This is a genomic window from Paucibacter sediminis, from assembly GCF_030254645.1.
Classification (GTDB): domain Bacteria; phylum Pseudomonadota; class Gammaproteobacteria; order Burkholderiales; family Burkholderiaceae_C; genus Paucibacter_B; species Paucibacter_B sediminis.
The window spans coordinates 3,844,632-3,862,169 of sequence record NZ_CP116346.1 but is presented as its reverse complement, the minus strand read 5'-3'; the positions used below and the strand labels follow the sequence as shown (position 1 = coordinate 3,862,169).

At 66.0% G+C, this 17,538-nt stretch carries 19 protein-coding genes; 4 read left to right on the top strand and 15 right to left on the bottom strand.

What is annotated here, in order from left to right:
• Positions 1 to 14: 14 nt before the first annotated feature.
• From cdd to PFX98_RS17890, 5 genes are read right to left on the bottom strand one after another with little or no spacing between them, the layout of a single operon-like run.
• Complete coding sequence (cdd, locus tag PFX98_RS17910; protein WP_285231854.1) at positions 15 to 437, bottom strand: cytidine deaminase; 423 nt, start codon at positions 435 to 437, stop codon at positions 15 to 17.
• Positions 437 to 1,402 (bottom strand): ABC transporter permease, encoded by a 966-nt coding sequence (locus tag PFX98_RS17905; RefSeq protein ID WP_285231853.1) that lies wholly within the window; start codon positions 1,400 to 1,402, stop codon positions 437 to 439. Before PFX98_RS17905 ends, cdd begins: the two co-directional genes overlap by 1 nt.
• A complete protein-coding gene (locus tag PFX98_RS17900) occupies positions 1,395 to 2,516 on the bottom strand; it encodes an ABC transporter permease (protein WP_285231852.1) in 1,122 nt (373 codons plus the stop codon). The genes PFX98_RS17905 and PFX98_RS17900 overlap by 8 nt, the downstream gene beginning before the upstream one ends.
• Positions 2,513 to 4,069 (bottom strand): ABC transporter ATP-binding protein, encoded by a 1,557-nt coding sequence (locus PFX98_RS17895; RefSeq protein WP_285231849.1) that lies wholly within the window; start codon positions 4,067 to 4,069, stop codon positions 2,513 to 2,515. Before PFX98_RS17895 ends, PFX98_RS17900 begins: the two co-directional genes overlap by 4 nt.
• Before the next feature lie 26 nt (positions 4,070 to 4,095).
• Positions 4,096 to 5,079 carry a BMP family lipoprotein gene (locus PFX98_RS17890; RefSeq protein WP_285231847.1) on the bottom strand — a complete coding sequence of 328 codons (984 nt, stop codon included), beginning with the start codon at positions 5,077 to 5,079 and terminating at the stop codon, positions 4,096 to 4,098.
• A 316-nt stretch (positions 5,080 to 5,395) separates the two neighbouring features.
• On the opposite strand from PFX98_RS17890, the gene PFX98_RS17885 reads away from it, so the two are divergent.
• Positions 5,396 to 5,653, top strand: coding sequence for a FeoA family protein (locus tag PFX98_RS17885; RefSeq protein ID WP_285231846.1), 258 nt, complete (start codon positions 5,396 to 5,398; stop codon positions 5,651 to 5,653).
• Positions 5,654 to 5,671: 18 nt separating this feature from the next.
• Positions 5,672 to 7,546: a ferrous iron transport protein B gene (gene feoB / locus PFX98_RS17880; protein WP_285231844.1), complete on the top strand. Its 1,875-nt coding sequence runs from the start codon at positions 5,672 to 5,674 to the stop codon at positions 7,544 to 7,546.
• On the opposite strand, the gene PFX98_RS17875 is transcribed toward feoB, so the two are convergent.
• Entirely contained in the window at positions 7,539 to 8,000 is a 462-nt protein-coding gene (locus PFX98_RS17875; protein ID WP_285231843.1) for an EVE domain-containing protein, read from the bottom strand. The two genes, feoB and PFX98_RS17875, sit on opposite strands and share 8 nt — an antisense overlap.
• Positions 8,001 to 8,004: 4 nt before the next feature.
• Positions 8,005 to 8,388: a VOC family protein gene (locus PFX98_RS17870; RefSeq protein WP_285231842.1), complete on the bottom strand. Its 384-nt coding sequence runs from the start codon at positions 8,386 to 8,388 to the stop codon at positions 8,005 to 8,007.
• A 241-nt stretch (positions 8,389 to 8,629) separates the two neighbouring features.
• Here PFX98_RS17870 and PFX98_RS17865 point away from each other — a divergent pair, with 241 nt between their 5' ends.
• On the top strand, positions 8,630 to 11,443 hold the full coding sequence (locus PFX98_RS17865) for a TonB-dependent receptor (RefSeq protein WP_285231841.1): 2,814 nt from the start codon (positions 8,630 to 8,632) through the stop codon (positions 11,441 to 11,443).
• A 100-nt stretch (positions 11,444 to 11,543) separates the two neighbouring features.
• On the opposite strand, the gene PFX98_RS17860 is transcribed toward PFX98_RS17865, so the two are convergent.
• Entirely contained in the window at positions 11,544 to 11,840 is a 297-nt protein-coding gene (locus PFX98_RS17860; RefSeq protein ID WP_285231840.1) for a GYD domain-containing protein, read from the bottom strand.
• Positions 11,841 to 12,437: 597 nt separating this feature from the next.
• Here PFX98_RS17860 and PFX98_RS17855 point away from each other — a divergent pair.
• On the top strand, positions 12,438 to 13,169 hold the full coding sequence (locus tag PFX98_RS17855; protein ID WP_285231839.1) for a hypothetical protein: 732 nt from the start codon (positions 12,438 to 12,440) through the stop codon (positions 13,167 to 13,169).
• Here the strand turns inward: PFX98_RS17855 and PFX98_RS17850 are convergent.
• The 7 genes from PFX98_RS17850 to PFX98_RS17820 form a co-directional block, all read right to left on the bottom strand.
• On the bottom strand, positions 13,166 to 13,789 hold the full coding sequence (locus PFX98_RS17850; protein ID WP_285231838.1) for a hypothetical protein: 624 nt from the start codon (positions 13,787 to 13,789) through the stop codon (positions 13,166 to 13,168). The genes PFX98_RS17855 and PFX98_RS17850 overlap by 4 nt on opposite strands.
• Positions 13,790 to 14,120: 331 nt before the next feature.
• Positions 14,121 to 14,714, bottom strand: coding sequence for a hypothetical protein (locus PFX98_RS17845; protein ID WP_285231837.1), 594 nt, complete (start codon positions 14,712 to 14,714; stop codon positions 14,121 to 14,123).
• A gap of 3 nt (positions 14,715 to 14,717) precedes the next feature.
• Complete coding sequence (locus PFX98_RS17840; protein WP_285231836.1) at positions 14,718 to 14,864, bottom strand: hypothetical protein; 147 nt, start codon at positions 14,862 to 14,864, stop codon at positions 14,718 to 14,720.
• Positions 14,861 to 15,172 (bottom strand): helix-turn-helix domain-containing protein, encoded by a 312-nt coding sequence (locus PFX98_RS17835; RefSeq protein ID WP_285231835.1) that lies wholly within the window; start codon positions 15,170 to 15,172, stop codon positions 14,861 to 14,863. The genes PFX98_RS17840 and PFX98_RS17835 overlap by 4 nt, the downstream gene beginning before the upstream one ends.
• A 9-nt stretch (positions 15,173 to 15,181) precedes the next feature.
• Positions 15,182 to 15,412 carry a helix-turn-helix transcriptional regulator gene (locus PFX98_RS17830; RefSeq protein WP_285231834.1) on the bottom strand — a complete coding sequence of 77 codons (231 nt, stop codon included), beginning with the start codon at positions 15,410 to 15,412 and terminating at the stop codon, positions 15,182 to 15,184.
• A gap of 134 nt (positions 15,413 to 15,546) precedes the next feature.
• The gene (locus PFX98_RS17825) at positions 15,547 to 16,173 is read right to left on the bottom strand and encodes a hypothetical protein (protein WP_285231833.1); all 627 of its coding nucleotides are present in this window, start codon (positions 16,171 to 16,173) and stop codon (positions 15,547 to 15,549) included.
• 23 nt (positions 16,174 to 16,196) lie between these two features.
• Positions 16,197 to 17,486 (bottom strand): tyrosine-type recombinase/integrase, encoded by a 1,290-nt coding sequence (locus PFX98_RS17820; protein WP_285231832.1) that lies wholly within the window; start codon positions 17,484 to 17,486, stop codon positions 16,197 to 16,199.
• Positions 17,487 to 17,538 lie beyond the last annotated feature (52 nt).

Genomic DNA, 17,538 nt, shown 5'->3' with positions numbered 1-17,538 from the left:
CTCCGGTGCACCGTTCAGAGGTGCTTCAGATGGTCCGGGCCAAAGCTGGCCGGCAAGAGTTGTTCCAGCGTCCACTGCGCTTTCACGCCGCTGGGATCGGCGGCAATGATGAGCAGCGATGCCGGCAGGCTGAACTCGCGCAGCTTCTGGCGGCAGCCACCGCAGGGCGTGATGATGTCGGGGCCGGGGCCGGTGACCAGCACCGCCTGCGCCTGGCGGCCACCCGCCATCACCATCGCACCCAGAGCCGTGGCCTCGGCGCACCAGCCTTGAGGATAGGCAGCATTCTCGATATTGCAGCCGGCATGGACATGGCCCTGCTCGTCCAGCACCGCGGCACCCACCGCGTACTTGGAGTAAGGCGCATAGGAGCGTGCGCGCGCTGCCTGCGCGGCAGCGAGCAGGCGCTGCAGCACATCGGGTGGAAGTTGCAACATCAACGTTCCTTGATATAGGGCCGGCCCAGCGCCTTGGGCGCCAGCGCCTGGCCGATGAAACCGGCCAGCAGCACGACGGTCAGCAGATAGGGCAAGGCCTGGATCGCCTGCACCGGCACCTCGCCGACGCCAGGGATGGCCACCCCCTGCAGCCGGATGGCGGCGGCGTCGAGGAAGCCGAACAGCAGGCAGGCTGCCATGGTGGGCAAGGGTTTCCATTTGCCGAAGATCATCGCCGCCAGCGCGATGAAGCCGCGCCCCGCCGTCATGTTCGGCGAGAAATTGGCGTTCTGCGCCAGCGTCAGATAGCTGCCCGCAAGGCCGCACAGCAGGCCGTTGAGCAGCAAGGCGGCATAGCGCAGGCGCGGCACCGAGACGCCGGCCGCATCCACCATGGCCGGGTTCTCGCCCACCGCGCGCAGGCGCAGGCCGGGCTTGGTGCGCTCGAGGAAGAACCACACGCCGCCCACCAGGGCAAAGGCCAGGTAGACCAGGATGTTGTGGCTCAGGAGACCATGGCCGATCACCGAGGCCCACCAGCTGCCCTCCACCGGCTCGGCAAAGGCGGCGCTGAGGCCGGTGAGGCGCACCGCGGCATCGATGGGCGGGGTCTGGCCGCCCTGGGCAAACCAGGCGATACCCAGCACCACGGTCAGGCCGGCCGCCACCATATTGATGGCCACGCCCGACACCACCTGGTCGCCGCGGTGGGTGACGCAGGCAAAGCCGTGCAGCAGCGAGAGCAGGCAGGCCACCAGCATCGCCGCCACCAGGCCCAGCGCGGTGGAATGCCCCACGCTGGCGGCGGCCGCCGCGGCAAAGGCGGCGAACAGCATCTTGCCCTCCAGGCCGATGTCGATCACGCCGGAGCGCTCCGAGATCAGGCCCGCCAGGGCGCACAGCAGCAAGGGCGTGGTGACGCGCAGCGTGGACGCCAGCACCGAACCGATCAGGACCTCATCCACGGGCAGCCTCCCTGCGCTTGAACGAGGCATAGAGGCGCGCAAACATCGGCGCGCTCACCATCGCCATGGCGCCGGCAAACAGGACGATCAGGCCCTGCACCGTCACCACCATCTCGCGGCTGAAGCGCGGCAGCTCGAAGGACACCTCGACGCCGCCCTGGTAGAGCACGCCGAACAGCAGCGAGGCCAGGATGATGCCCAGCGGGTGGTTGCGCCCCATCAGCGAGACGGCGATGCCGGTGAAGCCGGCGCCGGCCACGAAGTCCAGCGTCAGCTTGCCCTGCACGCCCGAGATCTCGTTCACGCCCACCAGGCCGGCCAGGGCGCCGGAGATGCCCATCGCGATCAGCACCTGCAGGCGCGGATTCATGCCGGCGTAATGCGCGGCCTGCGGCGCCGAACCCACCGCGCGCAGCGCATAGCCGGCGCGGCTCTTCCACAGGAACCAGGTCACGAACCAGCAGGCCAGCAGGGCCAGCACGAGGCTCAGGTTCAAGGGCGACGAAGGCAGCTCGAGGCCGAGCTTCTCGGCCAGCTGATGCAGCGCCGGCATGCGCGCGCCGTCGGCGAAGTTACTGCTCTCCACCGACATCGAGCCGGCCGGGCGCAGCCAGTTCACCAGCAGATAGACGTTCAGGCTGGCGGCCAGGAAATTGAACATGATGGTGGTGATGACGATGTGGCTGCCGCGCCAGGCCTGCAGATAGGCCGGCACCGCCGCCCACAACATGCCGAACAGCGCCGCGGCCAGCACCACCAGGGGCAGCACCAGCCAGGCGGGAAGGCGGTGGCCCAGCCACAGGGCCAGCAGGGCCACGCCCAGGCCGCCGAAGGTGGCCTGGCCCTCGCCACCGATATTGAAGAGGCCGCCATGGAAGGCCACCGCCACCGCCAGGCCGGTGAAGATGAAGGTGGTGGCGTAGTAGAGCGTGTAGCCCAGCCCGCGCGCATTGCCCAACGCGCCGTTGAGCAGGATGGACAGCGCCTGCAACGGGCTCTCGCCGATCAGCAGCACCACGCCGCCCGCCACCAGCAGGGCGACGAGCAGATTCCACAGCGGCAGCAGCACCAGATCCATCCAGCGCGGCATCTGAAAAGCTTGCGCATTGCTCATGCGGCGGCCACCTCAGCTTGTGCGGCCATCAAGAGGCCCAATGTCTTTTCGTCGCATTCCGCAATACCCAGTTCGCCGGTGATACGGCCGCAGTTCATCACCAGCACGCGATCGGCCAGGGCCAGGATCTCGTCCAGTTCGCTGCTCACCAGCAGCACCGCACAGCCCTCGTCGCGCAGGCGGCGCAGCTGGCCATGGATGAATTCGATCGCGCCGATGTCCACGCCACGCGTGGGCTGGCCCACCAGCAGCACCTGCGGCTGCTGGCCGATCTCGCGCGCCAGGATCAGCTTCTGCTGGTTGCCGCCGGAGAACTTGGACGAGCCCAGCTGCGCATCGCGGGGGCGCACGTCGAAGCGCTCCATCATCTGCGCCGTCTGCGCGCGCATATGGTCCTGGTCCATCGCCAGGCCCAACGGCGCGGCACGGTACTGTGCCTGCTCGTGGTAGCCCAGGGCGGCGGTTTCCCAGGCCGGGAAGCTCATCACCATGCCCAGCAGGTGGCGATCCTCGGGCACATGGGCCAGCTTGAGTTCGCGCGCGCGCTTGGGCGCCAGCCAGGCGCCGGCCGTGAAGCGCACCTCGCCCAGCTGCAGCTCGCCGGCCTCGGGCGCGCGCATGCCGGACAGCACCTCCAGCAGCTCGCTCTGGCCATTGCCCGAAACACCGGCCACGCCGACGATCTCGCCGGCGCGCAACTGCAGGTCCACGCCCGCCAGCGCCGGCACACCATGGGCGTCGCGCAGGCGCAGGCCCGAGGCCTGCAGGCGCAAGGCCTGACCCCGCGCCGCCTGTGTCTCGGCACGGCCGAGATTCACCTTGCGGCCCACCATGGCTTCGGCCAGGTCTTCGGGGCTGGTCGCGGCGATCGCCGTGGTCTTGATGACCTGGCCGGCGCGCATTACCGTGACCTCGTCGCACAAGGCCATCACTTCCTTGAGCTTGTGCGTGATGAGCAGAATCGTGGTGCCCTGGGCGCGCAGCTTGCGCAGGGTCTCGAACAGCTGCTCGGTCTCCTGCGGGGTCAGCACCGCCGTGGGTTCGTCTAGGATCAGGATCTTGGCGCCGCGATACAGGGCCTTGAGGATCTCCAGGCGCTGCAGCTCGCCGACCGGCAGTTCGCCCACCAGCGCGTCGAGCTGCACCTGCAGGCCGGTGCTCTGCATCAGGGCCTCGAGCTTGGCGCGCACGGCACGCTTGCCGCGTGCCAGGAAGAAGGTGGGCTCGGCACCCAGCATCACGTTGTCCAGGCAGGACAGCGTGTCCACCAGCATGAAGTGCTGGTGCACCATGCCCACGCCCAGGGCGATCGCCTGGTGCGAGTTGGCGATGCTGACGCGCTCGCCGCCCACCTCGATATGGCCCTCGTCGGCCTGGTAGTAGCCGTAGAGGATGGCCATCAGCGTGGACTTGCCGGCGCCGTTCTCGCCCACGATGCCATGCACCGTGCCGGGCGCCACCGCCAGCGTCACGCCGCGGTTGGCCTGCACCGCGCCGAAGCGCTTGGAAATCTCGCACAGCCGGACCGCCGGCGCGCGCTTGGAATCAGACATGGGCCGCTCTGCTATTGGCTGCTTCTTCAATACTTGCAGGCGTTGTCGGCCATGTAGTCGGCCACCTTGATCTTGCCGGCAATGATGTCGGCCTTGTAGGCCTCGACCTTGGTCTTCAGCGCGGGCGTGATGAGCTTGGCGTTGTGCTGATCGACGGCGTAGTCGACGCCGCCCTCCTTGAGCCCGAGCACGCTGACGCCGGCCTTCCAGTCCTTCAGCACGTTGTAGACCGCCACGTCCACGCGCTTGACCATGGAGGTCAGCATGGTGCCGGGCTGGATATGGTTCTGGTTGCTGTCCACGCCGATGGCCAGCTTGCCGGCATCCTTGGCGGCCTGGTAGACACCGGTGCCGGTGCCGCCGGCGGCCGCGAACACCACGTCCACGCCCTTGGCGAACTGGGCCTTGGCCAGCTCACCGCCGCGCGTGGGGTCGTTCCAGGCGGTGGCGGTGGTGCCGGTCATGTTGGAGAACACCTCGGTCTTGGCATTGGCCGCCTTGGCGCCCTGCTCGTAGCCGCACTGGAACTTGCGGATCAGCGGGATGTCCATGCCGCCCACGAAGCCGACCTTGCCGGTCTTGCTGCTGAGCGTGGCCATCGCGCCGACCAGGAAGCTTCCCTCATGCTCCTTGAACACCAGCGACTGCACATTGGGCTGGTTCACCACCATGTCGACGATGGCGAACTTGGTCTTGGGGAACTCCTTGGCCACCTGCTCCAGCGCCGAGGCCTGGGCAAAGCCGATCGAGATGATGGGGCTGGCGCCACGCTCGGCCATGCGGCGGATCGCCTGCACGCGCTGGGTCTCGTTGCTGATCTCGAATTCGAGGTACTTGCCGCCGGTCTCGGCCTTCCAGCGCTCCACGCCACGGTAGGCCGACTCGTTGAAGGACTTGTCGAACTTGCCGCCCATGTCGAAGATCACCGCCGGCGTGGCCTGCGCGATGGCGGCGGACGAGGCGGCAAGGGCCAGGGCAGCGCCGGCCAGCGTAGACAGAGTGAGCTTCATTGCGGTCCTATACAAGCTTGCACAGGTTGGGATAGACGCCAGCATGCACGGGGGCGGGCCCGAACGGCGATTCTTGCGGATCGGAACGGGCGGCCGGCGGGGATAGAGGCATTCTAAAAAACGCGAGTGTATCGGCTTCTAAGGAAAACGCTAAACGTTTGCGCGCCCGTCATTGCTCGTTTGCGCAAATCCGCGGCGCCGCAGCAAATTGCGCCAAATCAAAGCATCTGGGCAAACAAAGCCATCGGGATCTAAATGCGATTTCTTCGCATTTAGAATGAATCCGTCGCTCTCAACCGCTCCGCAAGGCCCGCCCATGTCCCAGCCCGCTTCCATGTTCACGCTTGCGCGTGCCTCCCTGGGTGCAGCCCACCGTGTGGCCGGGCTGGCGGCGCCGGCGCATGCGCCGGAATGGCCGCAATGGCTGGAGGAAATCGGCTTCGTCGCCGGTGAGCATGTCAGCGTGCTGGCGCGCGGCCTGCCCGGTGGCGACCCGCTGGTGGTGCGTATCGGCCAATCCACCTTTGCGCTGCGCGAGGCCGAAGCCGCCTGCGTGCAGCTGGTGGCGGCCTGAGCCCGCGGCATCTTTCGCATGACGGCATCCTCGGTCATCCACATCCACCCGGCCGGCCCCTTGCTGGCCCTGGTGGGTAATCCGAACTGCGGCAAGACCGCCCTCTTCAACCGCCTCACCGGCAGCCGCCAGAAGGTGGCCAACTACGCCGGCGTCACCGTGGAGCGCAAGGAGGGCCGGCTCAAGACCCTGGCCGGCAAGAGCCTGCGCCTGCTGGATCTGCCCGGCACCTACAGCCTCTACCCACGCTCGCCCGACGAGCGCGTCACCTGCGATGTGCTGGCCGGACGCGCCAAGGGCGAGAAGCGGCCCGACCTGATCATCTGCGTGCTCGACGCCACCAATCTGCGCCGCAATCTGCGCCTGGTGCTGTCGCTGCAGCGCCAGGGCCTGCCCTGCGTGGTGGCGCTGAACATGGCCGACCTGGCCGCCGCGCGCGGCCTGCACATCGATGCCCAGGCGCTCGCCGAGGCGCTGGGCGTGCCGGTGGTGCGCACCGTCGCCACCCAGGGGCATGGCCTGGACGAGTTGCGCCAGTTGCTGGACCGGCGCGACGCCTGGTCCGCACCGCAAGCGGCCGCCAGCGCCCACCCCAGCCATGAGGACCAGGCACGGGTCAACCGCATCCTGCACGAACTGGGCCTGGACGCCCAGACGCCCGAACTGCCCAGCGACCGCCTCGACCGCTTCGTGCTGCACCCGGTGCTGGGCCCGCTGCTGCTGGCGCTGCTGCTGTTCCTGCTGTTCCAGGCGGTGTTTTCCTGGGCCGAGGCGCCCAAGGACCTGATCGAGGCCGGTGTGGCCTGGCTGGGCGAGCAGGTCGGCAGCGCCCTGCCGCCCGGCTGGCTGCGCAGCCTGCTGGTGGACGCGCTGATCGCCGGCGTGGGCAGCGTGCTGGCCTTTCTGCCGCAGATCCTGATCCTGTTCTTCTTCATCCTGGTGCTGGAGGAGTCGGGCTATCTGCCGCGCGCTGCCTTCCTGCTGGACCGCATCATGGGCAGCGTCGGGCTCTCGGGGCGCAGCTTCATTCCCCTGCTCTCCAGCTTTGCCTGCGCCATCCCCGGCATCATGGCCACGCGCTCGATCGCCAATCCGCGCGACCGCCTGGTCACCATCCTGATCGCGCCGCTGATGACCTGCTCGGCGCGCCTGCCTGTCTATGCGCTGCTGATCGGCGCCTTCGTGCCGCAGCGCGCGCTGTGGGCCGGCATCGAGCTGCAGGGCCTGGTGCTGTTCGTGCTGTACCTGGCCGGCATCGTGGGCGCCATGGCGGTGGCCTGGCTGCTCAAGCGCTATACCGGCGGCCACCACACCCGGCCGCTGATGATGGAGCTGCCGGCCTACCACTGGCCGCATGCACGCAATATCGCCATCGGCCTGTGGCAGCGCGCCGAGATCTTCCTCAAGCGTGTGGGTGGCATCATCCTCACGCTGACGGTGCTGCTGTGGCTGCTGGCGAGTTTCCCGGCGCCGCCGGACGGTGCCTCCGGGCCGGCCATCCAGTACAGCCTTGCCGGCATGCTGGGTCGAGGCCTCGCCACCCTGTTCGAGCCGATCGGCTTCAACTGGCAGATCAGCCTGGCACTGGTGCCAGGTCTTGCCGCCCGCGAGATCGCCATCAGCGCGCTGGGCACGGTCTACGCGCTCTCGGCCACGGCCGAGGATGCGGCGCAAGCCCTGACCCCGTTGATCGCGCAGAGCTGGAGCCTGCCCACCGCCTTCTCGCTGCTGGCCTGGTATGTGTTCGCGCCGCAGTGCATCGCCACCCTGGCGGCGGTGAAGCGTGAGACCGGCGGCCTGCGCATTCCCCTCATCATGCTGGGCTATCTGTTCGCGCTGGCCTATGCGGCCTCGTTCGTGACCTTCCGCGTCAGCAGCTGGCTGCTCAGCTGAACGCCAGATCGCCCTGCGCGCGCGCCGGCAGCGCTGCCTGCATGGCGTGTGCAATCAGGTCCATATCGGCCACGCTGAGCGCAAGCAGGCCGAAGCGGAACTGGTAGCCCCAGTTGCGCTGGCCGCGCGTCAGATCCAGGCGCTCCAGCAGAGGCGCGATCGGCTGCGGCCGGGCCGCCAGCCAGTCGACATCGCGGCGGAAGGGGCAGAAGCCCTCACCCATCTCCACCTGGTAGGGGCTGCCCCGGCGCAGCGTGCCGATGGCGGTGAAGGCCTGCAGGCGATCCTGGCCGCCAAAGGTCTCGGTGGGCGAGTAATACACCACCCGATCGCCCGGTGCGAGCCGGCGCAGCGGCGCCGCCTTGCCATGGCAGACCTGCATAAAGCCCTCGGCCCGGCCGCGCCGCACATGCTCGGCGCTGGCCACCGCCAGCCAGTTGCGCGGGCCGCTCACGGGCTCAGCCCTGGACCGCGTGGAACACGCGCAGACGATGGCCGTCGGGGTCGGCGGCGCTGAAGGTGTAGCCGAAATCCATCTGCGTGGGCGTCTGGATGATGGGCAGCCCCAGGCTCAACCACTTGGCCAGCAGCGCGTCCACCGCGGCGGCGTTGTCCTGCGCAAAACACAGCTCCATCGCGCCGGCCGGGGCGCTGGCGGCGGGCTGCACACCGGAGCGCGTCCACAGGCCCAGCATCACGCCGCCATCGAGCGCAAACATGGCAAAGCCGGGCGAGGCCTCGACGGGCTCGCGGCCCAGCAGGCGCGTGTAGAAGGATGCGCTGGCGATGGCGCTCTCGACGTAGAGGATGAGGAAATTGGGTTGCGACGTGGCTTGCGACATAGGTCCTCCTGAATGCTTGTTGGCGGCGTCGCCGCAGGGATTGCAGCGACGCATCCGCATGCTAGGCGGCCCTGCTGTCAGCCCGTGTCAGCAGCCTGATGGCGCGCGGCAGGCGCGCCATCCATATGTCCGTTCCATATAGGAAATCGCATTTAAACCATATTTCGTGGATTCCCTCGACTTTTAATATCTCAGCGCGATACCTGGTGATTGCCAATATATTCAAAAAGCGAGACAAACCATGTTTACTGAAACCAATTTGGCGCGCGCCCTGCGCCAGCTCTGCTCCGGCGGCCTGGCCGTGAGCGCTGGCCTGCTGGCGGGCGCGGCCTGGGCCCAGGACACGACGGCGGACGCGTCGCTGCAGCGCGTGATCGTCACCGGTTCCAGCATCAAGCGCATCGCCGCCGAGGGCGCCCTGCCGGTGCAGGTGGTGACGCGCGCGCAGATCGAGCAGAGCGGCGTCAACAGCGTGGCCGACCTGATCGCCGCCCTGCCCTCCATGCAGGGTTTCACCACGGCCTCGGCCTCGGTGAACGGCGGCGGCGGCGGGCTGCAGACGGCCTCCATCCACGCCATCGGCGAGGGCTATACCCTGGTGCTGCTGAACGGGCGGCGCCTCGCCCCCGCCACCTCAGGCTCCACCGTCAACCTGGGCAGCATCCCGCTCGCGGCGGTCGAACGCGTCGAGGTATTGACCGACGGCGCCAATACCCTTTACGGCTCCGATGCAATTGCCGGCGTCATCAATTTCATACTCAAGAAAAACCAGACCGAACTGGAAATATCGGTGTCAGGCAGTACCCCGCAGGCCAAGGGCGGCGGCCAGAGCACGAATATCGGTATATCCAAGGGCTGGGGCAATCTGGACGGCGACGGTTTCAATCTGATGGTCTCGGCCGCGCACGACGAGCAGCGCGCCCTGCTGGCCAGCCAGCGCAGCTTCAGCAAGAGCGGCGTGATCCCGTTCAGTCACGAGGGCAAGGCCTACAGCTTCTACCAGCTGAGCGGCAACTCCATCCCCGGCATCGCCACCGTCAAGTACACCGACGCGAGCGGGGTCGCCAACGCCGCGCGCTTCAGCCCCGACTACCTGGCCACCGGCAAGTGCAACGGGCTTAACCTCTATCTGGTGGAACGCACCTGCCGTTTCGACTACACCGGTGCGGTGCAGGACGTGCCCGGGCTCAAGCGCGACAGCGCCACCGCCACGCTCAACGTCAAGCTGAATGCCGACACCACGCTGTTTGCCGACACGCTGTTCTCGCGCTTCGTGAACCGCGCGCAGTACGCACCACCGGCCAATGGCTTCGGCATCGAGCTGAACAGCGCCCTCTATGCCAAGTCGATCGCGCCCTATCTGCAGCGCCTGGGCATCGCGCCGGCCTCGGTCATCAACGCGACCATGAATCTGCGCCTGGCCGATGCCGGCGGCCGCACCGATGCCTTCCGCACCGACGCCCAGCACCTGGTGCTGGGCGTGGAAGGCAGCGCCAAGGGTTGGGATTACGGTGTCTCGCTGACGCATTCGGTCAACAAGGCCAGCGACAAGGCCGATGGCGGCTATGTGGACCTCAGCAAGTTCCAGGGCCTCGTCGACAGCGGCGCCTTCGACCCCTTCGCCCCGCCCGGATCGGCACAGGACACGCTGGCGCCGCTGGTGCTGCACAAGGTGGTGAGTCGCACCGACTCCAAGCTCGACACCCTCAGCCTGCGCGGCTCCACCGAGCTGTTCCGCCTGCCCGGCGGCAGCGCCCAGCTGGGCCTGGGCGCGGACGCGACGCGGCAGTCCTACATCTACCAGCCGGATCTGGACTTCTTCCCCGGCGGCCACCCGGTGGATGCGCGCCGACGCAACTGGGGCAGCTATGCCGAGCTGCTGCTGCCGCTGGCCCGCCAGCTGGACCTCACCGCATCGACCCGCTACGACAGCTACAGCGCCGTCTCCAACGGTATGACCTTCGACAGCAGCGGCAAGCCGGCCGGCCCCGCCGAGCAGGGCAACGCCGCCAGCAAGGCCACCTACAAGCTGGCGCTGCGCTACCACCCGCTGGAAAACCTGCTGCTGCGCGCCTCCTATGGCACCGGCTTCAAGGTGGCGGACCTGACCACCATCGTGAATCCGCTGCAGGATGGCGGCGCCTCCAAGTTCCACGCCTGCCCGATCACCAACAAATCGGACCCGCGCTATGTGATGTGCTACCCCGGCTCGACCGAGTACACGATTCTTTCCGGCGGCAACCCCTTCCAGGGCGAGGCCGGCCTGAAGCCGGAGGAATCCAGGCAGGCCACATTGGGCGTGCGCTTCGAGCCCGGCGCCGGCCTCTCGCTGGGCCTGGACTGGTGGAACGTGAGCCTGAGCAACCAGATCCAGACCCTCTCCGAGGACATGGTGTTCGACAACCCGGCGCGCTACGACAGCCTGTTCCGCGCCTACTACAGCCCGGCGCAAAAGCAGGAGGTGCTGGCCGCCGCGCTCACCCCCTTCAACCTGGCCAGCTCGCGCTACCAGGGCCTGGACTGGGATCACAGCTTCAAGACCGCCACGCCCTGGGGTCGGCTCAACCTCAACTGGACCGGCACGTATATGCTGAAGTCCGAGCAGGCGGTGCCCGGTGGCCTGACGGAGAAGAACATCGGCCGCTTCAACTCCTACTCGAACGCGACCTTCCGCGTCATCAGCCGCTTGAACGCCGCGCTGACGCTCAGCGAGGCCTGGACCCATGCGCTGGCGCTCAACTACCGCTCGGGCTACACCGACCAGACCTACAGCAGCGCCGATGGCTCGCCCGTCATCGAAATCAATGCCGACGGCTCCGCCGGCGCCTTCGTGCCCATCCAGCGCCGTGTGAGCTCGTACAAGACGCTGGATTGGCAGACCCGCTATGCCCCCAGCAAGGCCCTGGTGCTGACCCTGGGCGTGCGCAACCTGCTCGACACCGACCCACCCTTCTCGATCCGCAACGCTGGCGGCGGCAACCAGTCTGGCTATGACGGCCGCTACACCGACCCGCTTGGCCGCCAGCTCTATGCGACGGCGAGGTACCGCTTCTAAGCCGTGCCTAGCCACGGCAAACCACGTTAAGGCGCCCAAAGCAAAGGGCCCGGGCTCGCGAAAGCCTGGGCCCTTTCTCTCGCCGGTGATGCGTTCCGCTTCAGCCCGGCAACTTCAACAAGATGGCGTTCATCTCATCGCGTGTAAAGGTGCGTATGGTCTGGGTGCGCACATTGCCTTGCATCGCGATGGCGGCGCCAAAGGCGGCGATGGTCTGATCATCGGCAGCCTCGAACTGGCACACCAGGTCGTAGCTGCCAAACGCCCATTGGATGCTCTTCACCGTCACCCCCATCTTGCGACCCAGCGCCTCCACGGCCTCGGCGCGGTGGGTGGTTTCCTTCAAGCCCTTCACGCCCTGGTCGGTGAAGTTGGCCAATACCGTATAACTTGCCATGCGAGTCTCCTCGATGCGTTGATGCGAGGCCGCGGTACTGCCCACAAGCCCTGGTGGCGGCCTCGAACGCGGGGGTGGGGGCGATGCAGGGTGACCCGAAGCGACCGGCTGGATCGCTCTTGAGCCTAGGCCCAGGGCGGACGGCATTCAACCCGGCCGCCGCTTGTGAACATGCAGCAAGGGACAGGCGCTTGCGCCATCTCGCCAGTCGATCCGCCTCCCCCCCCCGGCCAGTCGCCCAAAAGAAAAGGCCCGAACTCTCACGAGCTCGGGCCTTCTTCGTTCTTGCTTGTCTGCAGGCCCACTTGCCTTGCGGCAAGTGCGCCTGCAGCGCTCTGGGCCGGGGTCTATCGAACTCTGCCCGCCAACCCGCATGAAATAAGGCTTTCGCAGAAAACGACCGCTGTAGTTACTGCAGAAGTTACTGTATGACCGTCCCGCTGCGCTCGCGCCTTTGCACCGCGCCTGCCAAATGGTCGCCACCGGGGTTTCTTCCGATGAGCTGAGCACACCGGCACACGCGCCGGCAGCTACAGTCAACGCGACTCGCGCTCGTTTGACAAGATAGCGCTCGCAATTCGAAAGGGAAGGAATGCAATGGTGACCGCAATTGGGTTAATGGCAGGCACTAGCTTTATGGCCTCGGCAATGGGAAAAGCAATCCAGGCCCTATATGGTGTCGCGGGTGATGCGAACGACTTCTTCAACAAGCACATCGCCGAGATGAAGACGTCGAGCAACCCGATGATCGAGCGAACAGGGAGGGTACTTGAGGCAGCGAAGTTCGGCTTCGGACTTGGCTACATGAGCTCCGTCGTCGTCATCGCCGTTGGTCAACTCATTCTCGGCAATCAATTGGCTGCGACCGGTGCTGTTGCGACCGCCGCCGCGCTTTCAAATCCGATTGCTATGTCCTGCGCGGCGTTCGGTGCGATCTACTACGGTTGGAACGCGCTAACCAATAGTGAACGCGACGACATTTTGCAGAAGGTCTGCGACGGGCTGCAGCTTGGCGTCGAATTGATCAAGGCCGTGATTGGATATGTGCTTCAGACCGCGAAGGACCTTCTGAGCAGCTCCGTCCTAAAGGAACTAGCGACAGCCGTTTCTAGCGCCGCAGCGCAGTTTGGTCGAACTCTTGCAGAAATTGCACACAAGACCAAAGCAAGGGTTACGAACGGGCGCGATAACGGTGCAGCAGTTGCAGAAGGCGACACCGCCGAACTTGTAGATGCATCGCCGGTTGAACTGCGCCAGCCTGCCGACCTGCTGCGACAACTCGTGGAAGCAGATCGATCGAAAGGCTCGCACGGCGAGCTGAGCACTTAGTCACTGACGCCAATCAAATTGGGAAACCGCTTCTGCAGCGCCTCCAGCCCGCCCATCAAGCGCGCCACCGCGCCAGACAGCCACGCATCGCGCTGGCGCTCGCAGGCCAAGATGGCCTTCAGCAGTCGCTCGTAGGTCTTGAGGTGCATGTGCGGCGGCCGCCGCCAGTCCGGGCCTAGGCGCGCCTCGATCTTGCGCTGGCGGCGCCAAGCACGGCCGCATAGGTCTGCGGCTTGGCTGCCATAGCTCAGGCGGTGGCAATGCCTGCAGGCGAAGTGCCTGGAGCGCAAGAACAGCAGGGCCACGCGTCTGCTGCAAGACGGGCAAGCAAACCACGGGCGCGAGCCGCCGAAGCCGCAGTCGGTCCTGACGATGGGCACGCGCGTGCGGATCGCCTCGCCGCCGGCCGTGTAGGCCAGCACCACGCTGTAGGTCTGCCCGATCACCCCGATGCTGGCCACCTCTTCACCGGTAACAGCATCGCGCCACTGCCAACTCCACATGCCCGTGCGCAGCATGTTGGCCGAGGCAAAGCGCCGCACGTCCAGACTGCGGCAATGCTCTGTCTTGCCCCGCCAGCCCGGCCGCCCTGCTCCCAATCTAGACCCACCTTTGCCCATCTCAAGCCTCCACAGAAATCGAAATCAATCGGCAAATGAACAGGATTGCGTACCCGGTGCGGCACCCCATTGCATGCCCGGTGGGGGCCGTTGGAAAGCCTGCATGAGCCGTGCAGGCGGACCACTAGGCTTCTCACGCGTAGAAAATGCCCTGCCTTTGAATTGGCAATTAAACGTGTCGACCCTGTTGTTGCGCTTGCCGCCATCGCACAAGATCCCCACACCCCTGGCAACCATGTAAAGGTGTTCGAATTTCGAGCCATGGCAGCGCCAAGTAGCGGCGCGGCAGTTGGCCCAAGATAACCTTTGCACGGCAAGCACTTAGCCCTCTTCACGCCACCGAAGCCAGCTTCACTTTTCGAAGCGTTGGCCGCTCGCTTGGCCCAGATTTCGAACTGAGATCAGCCGGCAAGGCTTCGGTTTTCGAACTGATCCGATTCGATCTTTGGCCCTTGCGCCTGTTTTTCTCAGCCTCGGGCAGCTTGGCGCTGGCGTGTGCGGTGCGGATCGCGGCCTCGGCCTCGCGCAGGCCGGTCCAGGCCCTCCATTCATGCGTGGCCTTGCTCGCGCGCACGTCCTGCTTGGGGTGCTCAAAAACCGGCTTGTCGGTGAACCTGTAGAGGTTGCACAGGCGCCCGCCAGCCGCGATACCGCCTTGCCGGGTCTTGGCGATCAGGCCCACCACCTCCAACTCGCGCAGCACCTTGGCTACCGTGCTGGACGACTTGAACCCGGCGTGCCGAAGCGTGCTCAAGGTCGCATCGATGTTGCCGTTGTTGGTCTGCTTGAGCTTCACGCGCAGCTGCATGTAAAGCGCACGGGCCGAGAAGCTCAGAGCGAGCCAAGCCGGCGAGTGCGCGATCTTTTCGTACAGCCTGGCGTGCGCCCCCATCTCGTCCATCTGGAACGATTCAGAGCGCCCCATGCCTCAGCCCTCCGCAACGTGCTGCAGGAAACGATAGATGCCCCACAGGTCCGCCACCGCCAGGCCGGCAAGGTCTCGCCCTATGCCGTACTGCGGAAAGCGCGCCGCGAGGCTCTGCAGCCTGTTGATCCAGTGCTCGGCGCCGCTCATGCCGCCTGCTCCTGCTGCGGTTCGCGGATCAGCACATAGCGCCCGATCCGGTGCGACACATTGGCCTCGGTCTTGACCACGGTCCACAGGGTCAGGATCTCGAAGCCGGCATCGCGCAGATCCTTGATCCGGCCGGCTGGGTGGTAGATGTCCAGCCAGCGCGACGCCTCGTAGGTGGTGATGCTGCTGCACAGGCGCAAGGCGGCCGCCAGCAAATTGATTTGAGTCGAGGTGTCGGTGCCCTTAAACTGATCGCGCAAATTCTTGAGGGCCGCTTCCTTTTCGGGGGTGGTCTTTTTTTCGTCCATATCGCCCCCTTACTTGCCTTGGGCCTGCAGCCAGGCCTGCACATCACCGGCGCGAAACCGGGTGCAGCGCGAGCCCAATTTCACCGGCTTCAATTCGCCGGACTTGATGCGCTCGTAGATGGAGGTTTTGCCCAGACCCGAGAGGGCTTGGACTGTGCGGAGATTCAAGAGCGCGTCTTGAATCTGGGCCGCGTGCAGCGGTTGCTCGCTGCGGACCCTGGGTTTAACGAAGCTCGCCATCGTTTGCCTTCCTGCGGGGTTGCCCGCGACTGGTGAAGGCTTAACTCTGGCTATTCATATTCACCTACGGGGGCAACTGCCCACTCTGCAAAGGCAACTACCCACGCGCGACAGGCAATTGCCGATCGAGCCCTTTACCTGGACCTTGCCTCAATTGCCTCTGGAACCTTCTTCATGACACTCTCAATTGTTGACTCACCAATACTGAGTCCGTGGGCGGCCGTCATGCTTTTCAGTGTTGCCGCTGCAGCGGCTGGCCTTTGGCAGTTGATTCCCTGCTCCTTGCAGAGCACACCAATCAGCGCGACTAGCGTGTTGCGCTCCCTAGTCCGGAGAGACTCGGCGTCGGCGGCCGACGGGCGTGGGACACACTCAGCCGGCGTCGGCGGACTCTCCTCTGCGTCGCTTGGAGGCCGTTGCGGCGTTAGGTCGGCAATTCGTACCCGCATGTGCGCAATGTTCGGCACTGCAAAGTCTCTCAAGGTCTGCACGTAGCTTGCGAGCCGGAAAAGGTAGGTCCATATGCCCATGGCCAATCGATAGAGCAGCCAAAAGAATGGCGCCATGCGAATGTCGTGCAACACCGCATTGAACCGCTCATAGCTCGTCGGAACCAGAAGCTTCATCGCGACAGTCAGAGCAATGACCAAAGCAAATAGAACTAGGCACTCGATGAACGCCCTCTGGGCAATGCCATTTGGGCCTAGCGGGATGGACTTCTCAAGATGCTTGGACGCCGAAACTGGATTGAACTTAAACATGGCCTCGCCTTTCACCAAGGACTCTATTCGTTCATCAACGGAACAATCTCCGCACCTACCCGCAGCTTGTCCAGATGGTCCGCCCAAAGCTGTAGCATCTGCCGCCTTTGGGCCAGGAACTCGGTGCGGTTGTAGGCGCGCCCCAAGCTGTCCTTGACGGCGTGCGCCAGTTGCGCCTCGATCACCGTTTCGGGCACATGCAGGCGCTCGGCCAGCATGGTGCGGGCCATCGCCCGGAAGCCGTGGCCGGTCATCTCGTCCTTGGGGAAGCCCATGCGGCGCAACGCTGACAGCACGGCGTTATCACTCATGGGCCGCTCGCCCGTGCGCGGGCTGGGGAACACATAGCGGCCGTGCCCGGTCAGGGGCCGCAGTTCGCGCAGGATCTCCACCGCCTGAGTCGAGAGCGGCACCAGATGCGGCAGACCGTTGGCCTTCTCGGCCTTGCTTCGCTTCATGCGCTCCGAGGGTATCTTCCACTCGGCCGCGTCCAGATCGAACTCGGCCCATTCGGCCTTGCGCAGTTCGCCCGGCCGCACGAACACCAACGGCGCCAGCTTCAGGGCGGCGCGGGTGGTGGGCATGCCCTCGTAGTCGTAGATGGCGCGCAGCAGCTGGCCGGCGCGCTTGGGGTCGGTGATGGCGGCGCGGTGTTTGACGTTGACGGGGGTCAGCGCGTCCCTGAGATCAGCGGCATGATCGCGCGCGCATTTGCCCTCGGCAATGCCGAAGCGGAACACTTGGCCGCAGGCCTGCTTGATGCGGTGCGCAGTTTCGATGGCGCCGCGGGCCTCCACCCGACGCAAGCAGGCCAGCAGGTCGGGCGCCTTCACGTCCGCGATGGCCATGCGCCCAATCCAGGGAAACACGTCTTGCTCCAGCCTGATGCGGGTGCGCTCGGCGTGGCCGGCGCTGACCTTGTTCTCGTGGATGGTGGAGAGCCATTGCCGAGCCACCGCCTCAAAAGAGTGCAGCGGCGGCAATCCGGCGTCTGCACGCACGGCTTCCTCGCGCCGGCGCAGTTGCTCGGCCTTGGCCTGCTGGCGCACCCCGCTGGGGTCAGTGCCTGCACTCACCAGCTTGCGGGCCTCGTCGGCCTTGCTGCGGGCCAGCGCCAGGGTGGTATCGGGGTAGGTGCCCAGGCTCAGGGTCTTGCGCTTGCCGCCAAAGCTGTAGTCGAAGCGCCAGCCGTGCGAGCCCCCCTTCACGAACAGCAGCAGGTACAGCCCTGCCCCGTCGTTCAAGCGCTTGCGCTCGTCGCCGGGCTTGATGGCCTTGAGGGTGGTGTCGCCGGGGATCAGGTTGCGCGCCATGCAGTAACTTTCACGATCCAGTAACCCAGATTGTGCGGTTACTGCGGAAGTT

Bases quoted from the DNA above. Each gene is read 5' to 3' on its own strand.
- PFX98_RS17865 (WP_285231841.1), top strand. From the start codon at position 8,630: ATGTTTACTGAAACCAATTTGGCGCGCGCCCTGCGCCAGCTCTGCTCC.
- feoB (WP_285231844.1), top strand. From the start codon at position 5,672: ATGACGGCATCCTCGGTCATCCACATCCACCCGGCCGGCCCCTTGCTG.
- PFX98_RS17850 (WP_285231838.1), bottom strand. From the start codon at position 13,789: ATGGGCAAAGGTGGGTCTAGATTGGGAGCAGGGCGGCCGGGCTGGCGG.
- PFX98_RS17855 (WP_285231839.1), top strand. From the start codon at position 12,438: ATGGTGACCGCAATTGGGTTAATGGCAGGCACTAGCTTTATGGCCTCG.
- PFX98_RS17900 (WP_285231852.1), bottom strand. From the start codon at position 2,516: ATGAGCAATGCGCAAGCTTTTCAGATGCCGCGCTGGATGGATCTGGTG.
- PFX98_RS17860 (WP_285231840.1), bottom strand. From the start codon at position 11,840: ATGGCAAGTTATACGGTATTGGCCAACTTCACCGACCAGGGCGTGAAG.
- cdd (WP_285231854.1), bottom strand. From the start codon at position 437: ATGTTGCAACTTCCACCCGATGTGCTGCAGCGCCTGCTCGCTGCCGCG.
- PFX98_RS17825 (WP_285231833.1), bottom strand. From the start codon at position 16,173: ATGTTTAAGTTCAATCCAGTTTCGGCGTCCAAGCATCTTGAGAAGTCC.
- PFX98_RS17840 (WP_285231836.1), bottom strand. From the start codon at position 14,864: ATGAGCGGCGCCGAGCACTGGATCAACAGGCTGCAGAGCCTCGCGGCG.
- PFX98_RS17885 (WP_285231846.1), top strand. From the start codon at position 5,396: ATGTCCCAGCCCGCTTCCATGTTCACGCTTGCGCGTGCCTCCCTGGGT.
- PFX98_RS17845 (WP_285231837.1), bottom strand. From the start codon at position 14,714: ATGGGGCGCTCTGAATCGTTCCAGATGGACGAGATGGGGGCGCACGCC.
- PFX98_RS17820 (WP_285231832.1), bottom strand. From the start codon at position 17,486: ATGGCGCGCAACCTGATCCCCGGCGACACCACCCTCAAGGCCATCAAG.
- PFX98_RS17835 (WP_285231835.1), bottom strand. From the start codon at position 15,172: ATGGACGAAAAAAAGACCACCCCCGAAAAGGAAGCGGCCCTCAAGAAT.
- PFX98_RS17895 (WP_285231849.1), bottom strand. From the start codon at position 4,069: ATGTCTGATTCCAAGCGCGCGCCGGCGGTCCGGCTGTGCGAGATTTCC.
- PFX98_RS17890 (WP_285231847.1), bottom strand. From the start codon at position 5,079: ATGAAGCTCACTCTGTCTACGCTGGCCGGCGCTGCCCTGGCCCTTGCC.
- PFX98_RS17870 (WP_285231842.1), bottom strand. From the start codon at position 8,388: ATGTCGCAAGCCACGTCGCAACCCAATTTCCTCATCCTCTACGTCGAG.
- PFX98_RS17830 (WP_285231834.1), bottom strand. From the start codon at position 15,412: ATGGCGAGCTTCGTTAAACCCAGGGTCCGCAGCGAGCAACCGCTGCAC.